Origin of the sequence: Oceanobacillus longus (genome assembly GCF_042650085.1) — a bacterium.
In the GTDB taxonomy this organism is placed as follows: Bacteria; Bacillota; Bacilli; order Bacillales; family Amphibacillaceae; genus Oceanobacillus; species Oceanobacillus longus.
Map to the genome: position 1 here is coordinate 382862 of NZ_JBHSAO010000006.1, position 14005 is coordinate 396866.

Consider the following 14005-nt stretch of genomic DNA (forward strand, 5'->3'; position numbering starts at 1 on the left):
TCCCCCTTTGGAATAATTAATTTATATAAGTAGTTCTAAAAATATGAATTATTTACTTCGAATAGTTTATTCAGTTCGTAATACGAATCTTTGGTGCATAAATTTTCTCATATTTGTAATCCCCGTTAATTTCATCAATAGCAATAACACTAGCATTGTCAAATGGTTGATGTTTGGCATTATTATCTATCGGCCACTGCATCATAAAGGTGAGAAATGCTTGCATAAAAGCAGAATGCGTAACTATGAGTACATCTTCATAGCGTTTTTGATCTCTGATTCGTTGAAGAAACGTACTCGAAAAAATTGTTGCACGAAGATAGACATCTGCCATCGATTCCCCATTTGGATAGCGATAGTAAAAATGTCCAGCAGACTTATATTCTTTTTTTAGTTGCGGTGTTCGGTTACTAATGTTTAATAAGTTTCCTAGTTCCCATTCCCGTATTAGCGGATTCTCATAAATAGGAACATTTTCTGGTAGTTTACTTTGGATTGCTTCTGCTGTTTGCATCGTTCGTTTATAAGGTGAGCTGTATATAACAGTATCCCTCGTCACTAAATTTTTTAAAAAATCAGCAGTGGCCTCTGCTTGCTTCTCTCCTAACTCGGTTAAATGATGTTCCGAATCATGAATATGCTCCATGATTGCGAGATCTATATTATGTTCGGATTCCCCATGACGAATAAGATAAATACTCAAACACTTCATCCTCCTATCCTTGTATTCCATAATTGTTTTTTTAACATGAAAATTCTATTAATTCAAATAATACTTTATATTTATACTTTACCAAACTTACCGTCCAATAGTAAAGGAAAATGTTTAAATATTTAGGATGTTTTTAAACGATAGTTTAAATAATTGCATGGTAAAAAACTGTCGAAGGTTTCTCGACAGTCAAGGCACAGAATATGTGATTTTAACCTCATTTTTTATCTAGATACTCCATCATTAGCTACAAAAAAGCAAGATATTAATTACCTTTTTATTTTTTCTGTAATTTGCTCATAAACCTCTGTTTCAAATTCCTCTGAGAGATTCAATATTTTCTGATCAGCAAACGGTAAAACTTGTGTCATAATAACTCCCATTATTTCACTATCCGGATCAATCCAAAAAAATGTGTTAGCCAAACCAGCCCATGATAAGCTGCCAGATTTCCTTCCTGATGGAGCATCTTCTGTTGTAATAAGGAAACCTAGACCCCATTTTTTAACCATTCCAGGGAAGGCCTCATACTCATTTCCAAGGGTCGGATCTATACTAGTCAATGGTAATACATTCAAATCACCAATTTGATTTTCACACATTTCTTTAACTGTTTCTGATTCAAGAATCCTTTTACCGTTAAATGTTCCGCCATGAAATATCATTTGTAAGAATTTCATGTAGTCAATTGCTGTTGAATATAGACCTCCCGCTCCCATATAAAACTCAGGTTCTTGCGGCATTTCAAATGGAATCTCTATAAGTTTTCCTTCTTCACCACGAGCGTGCATGCCAACCAGCCGCGAGCGCATTTCTGGTTGAATAACAAATTCTGTGTCCTTCATACTTAAAGGAGTAAATATATTCGCTTTAAAATAATCACGCAAGTTTTGACCAGAAACAGCTTCAATAGTTTTCCCAACCCAATCTGTGTTAATACCGTATTCCCATTTCTCCCCGGGATCAAATGCTAATGGGGTCATTATAGACTCATTTTGGCCGTTCCTCATATCTAACCCTTTAGCTTGTGCATATTTAGCAGTATTCTCATTACTAAAAATATTGGTAAAGCCTGCTGTGTGTGTTAATAAGCCTCTTAATGTAATCGGCTTGTTTGGCTCTCTAAGGATTGGTTGACCAGCGTCATCCGTACCTTCCATTACTTTAATCTCATTTAGTTTTGGGAGAACCTTGTTTAATGGTTGGTCTAAATTCAATTTTCCTTGCTCTACTAACTGCATTGCCGCAACTGAAGTAATTGCTTTTGTCATTGAGGCAATCCAAAACACACTTTCTGACGTCATACTTTCATTACTGTCTATACTACGATTGCCAAAAACTCCTTCATAAATGACACCTTCTTTATTCGCCACAGCTGCCACTACACCAGGTACCTCAGATTCTGACACAGCCTTTTCTAATAATTTATCAAGTCTCTGTTTATTCATTACTATGTGCCTCCCTTAATTATAAATATAACTTGTAATTTTTATACATATTATTATTTTTCGTTGATTGCATGGGTTAATTTTGGTGAATGAATAAATGCTTTATAATCTAAAGATTTTTCTATTTGTTCTTGATACATTAAAAAGTCTCCAGCATAACCTAAAATTCTGCGCGGCTTCCCTTCAATATTCCCCCCATTAAACCAACTATCAACTGTGGAGTAAAATGACATTTCTCCTATCTCATTCACATGATTGGTCCAAGTTTCTTCTGCTTCTAAGGTAGGTTCAATTTCTTCAATACCGTGCTTGTCAAAGTGATTTATTAAATCATAAATCCATTTGCCCATAACTTGAGTAGGTCCGATAACATTTACACCAAGAGGATAATGCGTACCACCAATCGGTAAAAAATTAGGAAACTCGTTGTGACATGCTCCGAGGTATGTCTTAATATTCGCTCCTTCTTCCCATTTTTTATGCAGTAAAACTCCACCTCTTCCACGAATATTCGAATCTCTAATCGGTCCCATTCCTACATCGAAACCACTAGCGAATATTATAATATCTAGTTCATGCTCCGTTTCTGTAGTTCGTAATCCTTTCTCTGTAGCATCTACGAAAGGTGTTTTCCTCAAATTGACTAGGCTTACATTATTTTGATTGAATGTTTCAAAATAACCCTTAGCTACGATAGGTCGCTTCGCCGCTACTAGATAAGTAGGAAGTAATTCATTAGCCGTTTCAGGATCCTTTACAGTTTCTTTAATCTTAGATCTTAGAAATTCTGCTAAGGTTTCATTTGATTCTTCATTTAGCATCAAATCATTATATGCAAATATCATTTGAAATCCATTTGCCTCTTCATAGAGTTGCTCATAAAATTGTTGTCGCTCTTTCGGCGTATTCTCAAGTGCCGAATAATTCCTTAATACCGGGAAGGAAGGCATGCCAGTAGGATGAGCCAGTACTCTTCGATCTAAACTGTGGAAATTATCGTGCATTTCCTTCATTTGTTCCGAATTTAATTTTGGATTTTTTACCGGTAAAACATATTGTGGTGTACGTTGAAAAACAGTTACGTGCTCTGCTTCTTTCGCCGCTTCTATTATCGTTTGAACACCAGTTGAACCAGTACCAATAACCCCAACACGCTTGCCTTTAAGATTTACCTCTTCAGGTGACCAGCGACTTGTATGTTGATAGACCCCTTTAAAATTTTCCAAACCTTTTATTTTTGGCCGATGGGGTTCTGTGTGAATCGCATTTAAACCGCCAATTGCTGGAATGAAATATTTTGCCTGTACCTTAAGGCCATCTGTAAAATGAATTTCCCATCTTTTATTTTCTTCGTTATAATCTGCAGATTTCATTGCGGTATTAAAGTGTATATTTTCGCGAATATTAAGCTTATTTACAGCATAATTTAAATAATCCATTATTTCTTCTTGTTTTGGATAAAAAGAGCTCCATGTCCAACCTTTATAAAGCTCTTCCGAAAAAGTATACGAATAGAACTCGCTTGGAGTATCGCAACGTGCTCCTGGGTATCGGTTCCAATACCAAGTACCTCCAACACTTTCACCTGCCTCGTACGTACGAACGGAGTAACCTCCTTCACTTAATAAATGAGTCATGTAAATACCAGCAAACCCAGCTCCTATTACAACAGCATCATATTCTTGTACATGTGTCATTTAATTCTCCCCTCAATAATTTATTTCTTTCAAAAACCACTTTCTTAAGACGTTACTATCCATGAAGTTCTAATAGTATTTACTTATTTATATTCTTTTTTACTCCTTTTTATGATTTACTCGATTTTTCATTAATAGTGAATATTCAGAAATTTAGTCATATACATATGCATTTACATTTAACTTAATAATATTTACAAATAAGCTACATGTGATTGTTACTATAATTTAAAAGCTAACAATCACATGTAGCTAATATTTTTATTGATAACTCACTACAATGTAACAGAATATTCCCTTTTCACACTAATCTTCTAATTCCTTTACAAATACAACACTAATTATAAAGCTAATTCCTTCTCAACATCTTCCCGAAGTTTTGATTTTAGAAATTTACCAACTGAAGTTTTTGGAATTTCATCTATAAATAGAACCTCATCTGGTAACCACCATTTAGCAAACTGCGGTTTCAAGAATTCCAAAACATCCTCTTTCGAAATCTGGTGCTCCGGCCCTTCTTTTAACACAATACACGCTATCGGCCGTTCTTGCCATTTGACATCTGGGACAGCAACAACGCAAGCTTCAAACACAGATTCATGTGCCATCAGTGCATTTTCTAAATCGACAGACGAGATCCATTCTCCACCACTCTTAATCAAATCTTTCGTGCGGTCTACAATCTTAACAATACCTTCTTCATCGAGGGTAACAACATCCCCCGTGTGCAGCCAGCCATCTTGAAAGGCCTCTGTATTTCGATCATCTTTATAATAAGAATCAGCAATCCACGGCCCACGGATAAGTAATTCACCCATATCTACACCGTCTGGTTTAATCTCGCCATTTTCATTAATCGCTTTGATCTCAATACCTGGAACAACTAATCCTTGTTTCGAAAGTACTTCTAATCTATCATCATCTGAAAGATTTTCCATCGTACTCTTTATTCGAGTCACTGTCACAAGTGGAGACGTTTCTGTCATTCCATAACCGTGTAAAAAAGAAATACCGAATTTTGATTCAAATGCTTGAATCATTCCTTTTGGTGCAGCAGATCCACCACAAAGCAATGCACGAACATTACTTGTATCATATTTTCCTTTTTCTAATTCTTGTAATAAACCTAACCAAATCGTTGGAACACCCGCTGAGAATGTAACTTTATATTCATCAATCATCTCGGCAATTAATTTCGGTGTCATACCTGGTCCTGGGAAAACTTGAGTTGTTCCGAGCCATGTAGATACAAATGGCATTCCCCAGGCATTTGCATGAAACATTGGTACGACTGGTAAAATAACATCTGATTCTGATAAACCAACTGTATCTTTAAAGGCAAGTGCCATGCTATGCAAATAAATTCCACGATGTGTATAAAGAACACCTTTTGGTTTTCCTGTTGTTCCAGATGTATAACATAATCCTGCTGGGTCATTCTCATCAATCTCTGTAGTAAATTCATAACTACTTTCAGCATTTTTTAGTAGTTCTTCGTAGGAATAAAGTGGTGATAATGAGGATTGTGGTAATGTTTCATTATCTGTCATTACGACAAATGCTTGTACAGTTTCAAGATCATCTTTAATACTTTCAATTAGAGGAAGTAAATCTTCATCAATGAACAATACTTTGTCTTCCGCATGATTAATTATATATATCAAATGCTCTTTCGATAATCTAATATTAATTGTATGCAAAACAGCTCCAACACTTGGTATAGCAAAATATGCTTCTAAATGACGATGATGGTTCCATGCAAATGTACCAACACGGTCTCCTTTATTTACCCCTAAGGATTCTAGTGCACTTCCTAAGCGCTTCATTCTTCCTACAATCTCGCTATACGTAAATTTTTGTACACCTGAATGTGTTCGTGAAATGACTTCTTTTTTTGGAAAATACTGTTCTGTCCGCTTAATCATCGAATCTAAAGTTAATTGTGTGTCCATCATTGAATATTCCCCCTTCGATATTATGTAATCGCTTACATTATGCATTTTATTTTAAACTATCAGAATTATATAGTCAATATAGAATGTACATTCCAGCAATACTAGCTGTATTTATAATAGAACTTCCAGAATTCATTTTCGGAATGACATATTTTAACCCATGAAATACACCGGTTAAGTTAATATCTACTACCCTATTCCACTCCTCTAAAGACACGTCAGGTATTTTATTCTCATGCATCATCACCCCATTATTAAATAAAATATCAACTTTACTAAATTTCTTTATTGTTTGATCCAACATTTCTTTTACTTCTTCAGGTTTGGTCATGTTTGCAATCCTATAAGCTGCCTTTCAGCCTTTTTCATTCACTTCTTTTACTGTTTGAATAGTAGTTGCTTCGTCTAAATCAATTAATTATTAATGCATCTTCTTCTGCAAATCGTAATGCTGTGGCTCTACCTATACCACCACCGCCACCTGTGATAATCGCTACTTTATTTTTTAATCGCATATAAATCATCCTTTTCTACTTTAAAGCTATGAAATTAATGTTACTATGTATAATTTCATGTTTTTGTTTAATAGGGAGGGGAAGAACCCCTTCCTATTACTTCTTATTGGTACGTAATTTCACCTGTAGCAGGATCGTAATGTATTTCATCTGTAACCGGATGAATTTCTCCATTAGATGCCTCAGTAATATACAAAGAGGTTAATCCATAATGGTTTTCTGGACTAAATGAAACAGATGCATACATTGAATCTTCCCACTGGTCTAAAGAATATACTGCTTCAACAAAGCTATCCATTGTTAAATCCTCACCGGCACGATCGATGGCTTCTACTAGTACCTGTGCAGCAGCCCACCCATATTGAGCAAACCCTTCAACTGGAATACTTGGGAAATCCTTTTCCATTTGTGTAGCATATGTTTGGATATGCTCATCATCCGGCGCAGATGATGGGTTCAAGAATGGAGTTGAACTAATAGTCCCTTCCCATGCTTCCGCTCCTGCTAATTCAAATTGGTTCGTATCCCCTCCAGCAATACCGGTTACAAGAAATGGAACATTAACCCCCATATCGTACATTGTTCTTTTCAATTGTGCTGTAGCACTTGCTAAAGAAAACGATAGTACAGCATCAGGACCAGCTTCACTCAATTTAGCAACTTGTGAACTAAATTCTTCATTTCCAGAAACATAAGAAACTTCTGCTACAAGTTCCGCATTATCATAATCTCCTATAGCTTCCTTAACTGCTTCATACCCAACATTACCAAAATCATCATTTTGGTAAACAACTGCAATATTACTTGCTCCTAACTCATTAATTGCATAGTCTAATAAAATTTCTGCTTCAATATTGTATGCAACTAGACCTGACCCTAACCAATATGGATTATTCTCTGTAGTAAATGCAGGAGCACCCGTATTTACTAGAAAGTTTACTACTTTATTACTTTCATAATAATCCTTCGCAGCCATACTATTTGCTGTACCTTGGTTTTGTGTTACTAAAAATACTTCGTCTTCTTCTACTAAACGAGGTGCCAATTTAACTGTTTCTGACGGTTGATATTGGTCATCGTACGTAATTAGTTCTAGTTCCCTACCGTGTATTCCACCATTTTCATTTATATAATTAAAGTATGCTTCAATACCGTGTCTTCCATATCCATTAATGGCAACAGGACCAGTATGTGGAGATAAATTACCAATTAGTATTTTATCATCGGTTACCCCACGTGTTACATATAAATCACTTTCTTCTACATTATCACTGGTTCCTGTCTCTGCATCTTCTTCACCACATGCAGCTAAAATTAATACAAGTAGTATACTAATCGTTAGTAGGTAATACTTTTTCATATAAATCCCCCTATTAATAGTTTGAAATCTAAAGTTTATTTTTTATTTCTATTCATACGTTATTTCTCCTGTTTCAGGATCATAAGTGATTTTGTCCGTTATTGGTTCGATTTTTCCATCATTTGCCTCGGAAATATATACAGAGGTTAAACCATAGTGATTTTCATCACTAAATGAAACAGAAGCGTACATCGAATCTTCCCAATCCTCTAAAGTATAAACAGCCTCAACAAACTTTTCCATTGTCAGATCGTCCCCTGCTCTATCTAATGCTTCTACCATAACTTGAGCTGAAGCCCAGCCAGATTGAGCAAAACCATCTATCGGTAAATCTGGAAAGTCCTTTGCTAACTGATCTGCATAAACTTTCATTTGCGGATCGTCAGGTGCTGATGTTGGATTAAAGTAAGGCGTCGAACTAATTGTACCTTCCCATGCTTCTGCACCAGCTAGTTCAAATTGATTTGTATCGTTTCCACCTAATCCAGTTACTAGAAATGGTACATCTACTCCTAAATCATACATCGACTTTTTAAGACTAGCAGTTGGACCAGATAGAGAAAAAGAAAGTACAGCATCTGGATTAGAATCCTGAATCCTTACAGCCTGTGAACTAAAATCTTCATTTCCTACTACATAAGGAACTTCAGTTACAATTTCTGCTTCCTCATAGTTTCCTATAGCTTCTTTGACAGCATCAAAACCTACATTACCAAAATCATCATTTTGGTAAACAACTGCTATCTTCTTTGCTCCCATTTCATTAATTGCATAATCTAGTAATATTTCTGCCTCGATATTATAAACAGTTAGACCAGTACCTAACCAATAAGGGTTATTAGTAGCTGTAAAGGCAGGTGCACCAGTATTTATAAGGAAACTTACTACCTTATTTTCTTCATAATAATCTTTGACAGCAAAATTATTGGCTGTTCCTTGATTAGACAGCAGTAGAAAAACCTCGTCTTCCTCTATTAATCTAGGCGCAACTTTAACAGTTTCAGATGGAATATATTGATCGTCATAACTAATTAATTCTAATTCACGACCATGAACACCACCGTTTTCATTTATATAATTAAAATATGCTTCGGTACCATGTCTTGCTGTTCCACTAGCCGCAATCGGGCCAGTATGGGGAGATATATTACCAATTAGAATTTTATCGTCAGTGACTCCCCGGGTGACATAAAGTTTATCCTCATTTGCAACATCTAGTTGATCATCATTTGTTGATTCATTGCATGCTACCAACAAAAAAACTAATAAACTCACAAAAATTAATAAACTTATTTTTTTCAATGTACCCATCCTTGATATTAATATATTTTTAATACTCTTTTCTATCCACAGCTGGCCTCATATTTATTAACCACCTAGATATAATCGACGTACCTCGTCATTATTTTTCAACTCCTCAGGTGTACCTTGAAGTGCAATACTTCCATTCTCAAGAACGTAAGAGTAATCGGATATTCCAATCGCCTTATATGCATTCTGTTCAACAATTAGTATAGAAGTGCCATCTTTATTTATATCTTTTATAATAGAGAATATTTCTTTTACTATTTTTGGTGCTAAACCTAGAGAAGGCTCATCTAAAAGTAGTACTTTCGGTTTCCCCATTAGCGCTCTACCAATGGCAAGCATTTGCTGCTCCCCTCCACTTAAAGTTCCAGCCTTTTGCTTTAGACGATCTTTTAAAAGAGGGAAGTATCGAAAGACATTTTCCATTTCCTCTTTCACTAATTTACTTCGATTATTATAGGCACCTATAATCAGGTTTTCTTCAACGGAAAACAAAGGAAATACCCTTCTGTTCTCTGGACAATGAATGATTCCCTGCTTCACAATACTACTAGGTAGCTCCTTAATCATTGATTTGCCTTCCATTTCATAAGATCCTTTTTTTGATTTAACCATTCTTGAAATCATCTTTAAAGTAGTTGATTTACCTGCTCCATTTGCACCTAAAAGCGAAACGATTTGCCCGGCTTCTACCTTCAAACTAATTCCTTTGAGGGCACTTACATGCCCATAATTAACATGTACATCAGACAAGCTGAGCATTTTCTTCCTCCTCCACTCCTAAATAAGCCTCGATTACAACCGGATTATTTTGTACTTCTTTTGGTACTCCACTTGCTATTTTTTGTCCAAAGTTCATAACTGTAACATAATCAGATATTTTCATAATAAGTGACATATCATGCTCAATTAATAGAACAGTATAATTCAATTCTTCTTTCAATTTTAAGATTAATTCACTAATCTTTTCTGTCTCACTAGAATTCATCCCAGCTACTGGTTCGTCAAGTAAAATTAGTTTAGGTTCAGCCATTATCGCACGACCTATATCAACCATCTTTTGATTACCAAATGCTAGATTTGATACTTTTTCTTCTGCCAAGTGCTCAATATCTAGCATTTTCATCACTTCTTTTGCCTTTTCTACCGCTTTTTTTTCATCTCGCCTTACTGATGGTAAATTCAAAGCAATAGACAGGATGTTCTTTTTCATCTGTGGATGCAATCCAGTTAACAGATTATCCATTACTGTCATTTCTGCAAATAGTTCTACGTTTTGAAAGCTTCTTGCTATACCTTTTTCAATGACTTGATGTGGTTTTCGCTTCAATAAATCTTCGCCGTTAAATGTGATAGATCCAGATACTGGGGTATAAAAACGACTTATACAATTAAAAACCGTTGTTTTACCAGCACCATTCGGTCCAATAATGGAGTATATTTTCCCTTGTTCAACTTCAAATGAAAGTTTATTTACTGCTGTCAGACCCGCAAATTGTACCGTGACGTCTTCAAATTTTAACATCCTACACCACCTCTTTAATGATTTCAGTTTCTTCCTTTTTCACTTGAGACTTTTTCTTAAATAGTTCAGTAATAGACACTAATCCCCTTGGTAAGAATAAAATTACCAGTATTACTGCCAAACCAATAATAATATTATTTAACCCTACAAATGACCTTGTGAATTCAGGTAAAATAGTAAAGAGTATAGCACCAATTATTGCACCAGGTATAGAAGCTAAGCCTCCAACAACAACCATGGCTAATAGTAAGAATGAAGTCGCGATGGTAAAATCATTTGGACTTACATAACCAAACCAATATCCATATATACCCCCAGCAATACCGGTAAAGAATGCACTGATCATAAACATAACCGTTTTATAGAATGCTAAGTTTATCCCAGTTGACTGCGCTGCAACTTCACTTTCACGAATTGCCATAAATGCTCTTCCTAAACTACTTTTCAATATATTATGAATAGCCCAAATAACCACAATTACAATCAAGATGACAACATAAAATAATTCTAGATTACCTGATAACCACTCTGGCCGGCTTACTGCCATTCCGGAATATCCACCGGTCAACGAATCCCAATTTAAGGCAATTTGTGGAATGGAAAGACCAAATCCAAGTGTGGCAACAGCCAAAAAGTGTCCCTTTAACCGTACTGCAGGCAAGCCGATGATTAAACCAATTAGCCCTGTTACAATTCCTGCCAGAGGGAGAACGACTAATAAAGGAAGACCGACTGTAGTAGATAAAATTGCTACCGTATACCCACCAATTGTCAAAAATCCAGCTTGTCCTACTGACATTTGTCCACCGTTACCAGCTAATAGGTTTAGTGACATTGCTGAAATGATATAGATAGAAACCATCACAAAGATTGTGATGTAATATCCTGATTGCCCAAATATAAATGGGTAAACTAACATAAATCCAACTAACAAGATTAACCATAAACGTCTATTCGCTAGTATACTTTTCAATTTCCATCACACCTTTTTCATTAGTTTCCTTCCACCAAATAATCCTTGAGGTCGAGCATAAAGCACTACAATGATTAATAAGAATACAAATACAATTTTCATTTCAGGGGAGATGTAATAACTAATTAAATTTTCAAAAACCCCTACCAAGAATCCGCCAAAAACAGCGCCTGGGAGACTCACAAATCCGCCTAACACAGCACCAGCAAAAGCTAGCATTAAAACTTCAGACATCATATTGGGACTTAAAAATGTAAGCGGTGCTGTCATAATCCCTGCTACTCCACCTAGAACAGTTCCTAAAATCCATGTTCCCATAAAAACTGTTGTAACTTTAATACCCATCAACTCTGATGCCATCGGATCTTGTGACGCAGCGCGCATCGCCAGACCAATTTTTGTATAGCGAAATACAAGAAAGAATACTAACATTAAAATCACGGTGAGAATAACGATAAAAATCTCATTCGCTGAAATAAAGACATTCCCTATTTGAAATGGTCTTCCCTCGATGGCTGTTGGATAAGGTTTTTGCTGATAGCCCCAAATTAATCCAGCGACACCATTAACAACCATAAACAAACCTAAAGTTAATACAACTTGATTTAGATGCGGGGCATTTTGTACACGTTTCATCAATCCAAGATATACCGCTAAACCAAATAGCACAGCAAATACCAAGGATAATATAATCGCTGGGATATAAGAAATACCATAACTTGTTAATAAAACATAACTAATAAATGTTGTAAACATTGCCATTTCACCCTGTGCGAAATTAACAACCGCTGTTGTCTTGTAAATTAAAACTAATCCTAATGCAACTAATGCATAGATACACCCGAATATTAAACCGCTTACAATTATTTGCAATTGAATTCCCCCTTTTCTGCTCTTTTGAAAAATAATTTAACTTATGAATATTAGGAACATTCATAACACAACTTTAAATGAATTGCAATTTTTAATTTCAAGAATCATTATTTTCACCAGCAGTTATTGCTTCACGCATTCTATATTTCAATACTTTACCCGAAGCATTACGAGGTATTTCCTCTTCTTCAATAAATTCAACCGGTACCTTATAACCTGCAAGATTCTTTTTACAATACGCTTTTAAATCTTCATGATCCACTGTTTCACCTTTCTTCAGCACAATGACGGCTACTACCTTCTCTCCCCATGTTTCGTCTGGTAGACCAATCACTGCACATTCTAGTAATTTTGGATATTTATATAATACTTGTTCCACTTCGGTAGAGTATACATTTTCTCCACCAGAAATAATCATATCCTTTTTCCGATCAACTAAAGTAATATACCCATCTTCATCAATGGTTGCTAAGTCGCCTGTATATAACCATCCATCTCTTAAAGTATTTGCTGTTTCTTCTGGATCGTTATAGTACATCTTCATTACCATTTCACTTTGAATAATGAATTCTCCTACCTGACCTGGTACTACATCTTTTCCGTGGTCATCCACTACTCTGACTTCGGTATTTAGCGATGCCTTACCGCCCGCACCCATCTTCTCCTTATGTTCCTCCGGTAGTAAGAAAATACCCGCACCAGGACCACCTTCTGTTTGTCCACACATATTATAAAATTGTTCTGTCCCAAACAACTCTATTGTTTTTTCTAATACAGCAATAGGCATAGGTGCCGCACCATATCCGCATCTTGTTACAGAAGAAAGATCAAATTCTTCCTTATTAGGAACTTGAAGTAAAAAGTTGTACATTGTTGGAACAGAAAAGAAAATACTTATTTTGTGTTTCTCAATAGCTTCAAGTACTTTAGCTGGCTCAAAATTTTGATGAATGACTTGAGTACATCCTAAATAAGTACCCGACACCACAAACAAATTTAGCTGTGCCGAATGAAACATTGGTGCAACATGTAAGAGATTATCACCTGGGTTTATCTTCATGTTCATTGCGGTATTAAATACGACATGAAGCACACGATGATGATCAAAGAGTGCGCCTTTAGGATAACCAGTTGTGCCAGATGTGTATAAAATTTCTGCATCATCCGATTCATCAACGACAATATCAGGATTTTCAATAATACCTGTTAATATTTCCTCATATGCTAGTTGCCCATTTAGCACGTTACCATCTACCGCTACTTTCAAGTTAATCTTTTCATTCTCTGCAGTTGCTTCTTGAATCAAAGAGGCATAATCTCCATCAAAGAACACAACACTCGCATCACAGTTATCTAGAATGTAAGAAACTTCATTCATTGTAAGACGGAAGTTGACAGGTACAGCAATCGCTCCCACCTTCATGATAGCGTAATATACAATCATGAATTCAGCAGAGTTCTTCATCATAAAGGCAATCTTGTCACCTTTTTCCACGCCTTGTTCCAACAACCCATGAGCAAGTTTATTAACCTTATTATTAAATTGTTTATACGAGTAAGTTTCTTCGCCAAAAATTATGGCTGTTTTTTCTGGAATACGTCGTGCGTTTCTTGAAAGAGATAAACCGATATCCATTCT

General features: G+C 35.7%; 13 protein-coding genes. All 13 read right to left on the reverse strand.

Features of this window, described 5'->3' with window-relative positions; all coding sequences use genetic code 11:
* Window positions 1-70: 70 nt before the first annotated feature.
* The 13 genes from ACFOUV_RS09490 to ACFOUV_RS09550 all read right to left on the reverse strand — a co-directional run bounded on the left by ACFOUV_RS09490 (window position 71) and on the right by ACFOUV_RS09550 (window position 14002).
* Window positions 71-703: a histidine phosphatase family protein gene (locus ACFOUV_RS09490; protein WP_379496516.1), complete on the reverse strand. Its 633-nt coding sequence runs from the start codon at window positions 701-703 to the stop codon at window positions 71-73.
* 278 nt (window positions 704-981) lie between these two features.
* Window positions 982-2160 (reverse strand): serine hydrolase domain-containing protein, encoded by a 1179-nt coding sequence (locus tag ACFOUV_RS09495; protein ID WP_379496517.1) that lies wholly within the window; start codon window positions 2158-2160, stop codon window positions 982-984.
* 53 nt (window positions 2161-2213) lie between these two features.
* A complete protein-coding gene (locus ACFOUV_RS09500) occupies window positions 2214-3857 on the reverse strand; it encodes a flavin-containing monooxygenase (RefSeq protein WP_379496518.1) in 1644 nt (547 codons plus the stop codon).
* 341 nt (window positions 3858-4198) lie between these two features.
* The gene (locus ACFOUV_RS09505) at window positions 4199-5812 is read right to left on the reverse strand and encodes a long-chain fatty acid--CoA ligase (RefSeq protein ID WP_379496519.1); all 1614 of its coding nucleotides are present in this window, start codon (window positions 5810-5812) and stop codon (window positions 4199-4201) included.
* Between the two features lie 73 nt (window positions 5813-5885).
* Complete coding sequence (locus ACFOUV_RS09510) at window positions 5886-6143, reverse strand: SDR family NAD(P)-dependent oxidoreductase (protein WP_379496520.1); 258 nt, start codon at window positions 6141-6143, stop codon at window positions 5886-5888.
* A 79-nt stretch (window positions 6144-6222) separates the two neighbouring features.
* Complete coding sequence (locus ACFOUV_RS09515; RefSeq protein WP_379496521.1) at window positions 6223-6327, reverse strand: SDR family NAD(P)-dependent oxidoreductase; 105 nt, start codon at window positions 6325-6327, stop codon at window positions 6223-6225.
* A 103-nt stretch (window positions 6328-6430) separates the two neighbouring features.
* A complete protein-coding gene (locus ACFOUV_RS09520) occupies window positions 6431-7687 on the reverse strand; it encodes an ABC transporter substrate-binding protein (protein ID WP_379496522.1) in 1257 nt (418 codons plus the stop codon).
* A gap of 48 nt (window positions 7688-7735) precedes the next feature.
* Window positions 7736-8989 (reverse strand): ABC transporter substrate-binding protein, encoded by a 1254-nt coding sequence (locus tag ACFOUV_RS09525; protein WP_379496523.1) that lies wholly within the window; start codon window positions 8987-8989, stop codon window positions 7736-7738.
* Window positions 8990-9055: 66 nt separating this feature from the next.
* Complete coding sequence (locus ACFOUV_RS09530) at window positions 9056-9757, reverse strand: ABC transporter ATP-binding protein (RefSeq protein ID WP_379496524.1); 702 nt, start codon at window positions 9755-9757, stop codon at window positions 9056-9058.
* Window positions 9741-10520, reverse strand: a complete 780-nt coding sequence (locus ACFOUV_RS09535; RefSeq protein WP_379496525.1) for an ABC transporter ATP-binding protein — start codon at window positions 10518-10520, stop codon at window positions 9741-9743. The genes ACFOUV_RS09530 and ACFOUV_RS09535 overlap by 17 nt, the downstream gene beginning before the upstream one ends.
* Window position 10521: 1 nt before the next feature.
* Window positions 10522-11493, reverse strand: a complete 972-nt coding sequence (locus tag ACFOUV_RS09540) for a branched-chain amino acid ABC transporter permease (RefSeq protein ID WP_379496526.1) — start codon at window positions 11491-11493, stop codon at window positions 10522-10524.
* Between the two features lie 6 nt (window positions 11494-11499).
* The gene (locus tag ACFOUV_RS09545; protein ID WP_379496527.1) at window positions 11500-12366 is read right to left on the reverse strand and encodes a branched-chain amino acid ABC transporter permease; all 867 of its coding nucleotides are present in this window, start codon (window positions 12364-12366) and stop codon (window positions 11500-11502) included.
* 97 nt (window positions 12367-12463) lie between these two features.
* Window positions 12464-14002 (reverse strand): class I adenylate-forming enzyme family protein, encoded by a 1539-nt coding sequence (locus ACFOUV_RS09550; RefSeq protein ID WP_379496528.1) that lies wholly within the window; start codon window positions 14000-14002, stop codon window positions 12464-12466.
* Between the last annotated feature and the right edge of the window lie 3 nt (window positions 14003-14005).

Bases quoted from the DNA above. Each gene is read 5' to 3' on its own strand.
- ACFOUV_RS09495 (WP_379496517.1), bottom strand. From the start codon at position 2,160: ATGAATAAACAGAGACTTGATAAATTATTAGAAAAGGCTGTGTCAGAA.
- ACFOUV_RS09500 (WP_379496518.1), bottom strand. From the start codon at position 3,857: ATGACACATGTACAAGAATATGATGCTGTTGTAATAGGAGCTGGGTTT.
- ACFOUV_RS09505 (WP_379496519.1), bottom strand. From the start codon at position 5,812: ATGATGGACACACAATTAACTTTAGATTCGATGATTAAGCGGACAGAA.
- ACFOUV_RS09510 (WP_379496520.1), bottom strand. From the start codon at position 6,143: ATGACCAAACCTGAAGAAGTAAAAGAAATGTTGGATCAAACAATAAAG.
- ACFOUV_RS09515 (WP_379496521.1), bottom strand. From the start codon at position 6,327: ATGCGATTAAAAAATAAAGTAGCGATTATCACAGGTGGCGGTGGTGGT.
- ACFOUV_RS09520 (WP_379496522.1), bottom strand. From the start codon at position 7,687: ATGAAAAAGTATTACCTACTAACGATTAGTATACTACTTGTATTAATT.
- ACFOUV_RS09530 (WP_379496524.1), bottom strand. From the start codon at position 9,757: ATGCTCAGCTTGTCTGATGTACATGTTAATTATGGGCATGTAAGTGCC.
- ACFOUV_RS09535 (WP_379496525.1), bottom strand. From the start codon at position 10,520: ATGTTAAAATTTGAAGACGTCACGGTACAATTTGCGGGTCTGACAGCA.
- ACFOUV_RS09550 (WP_379496528.1), bottom strand. From the start codon at position 14,002: ATGGATATCGGTTTATCTCTTTCAAGAAACGCACGACGTATTCCAGAA.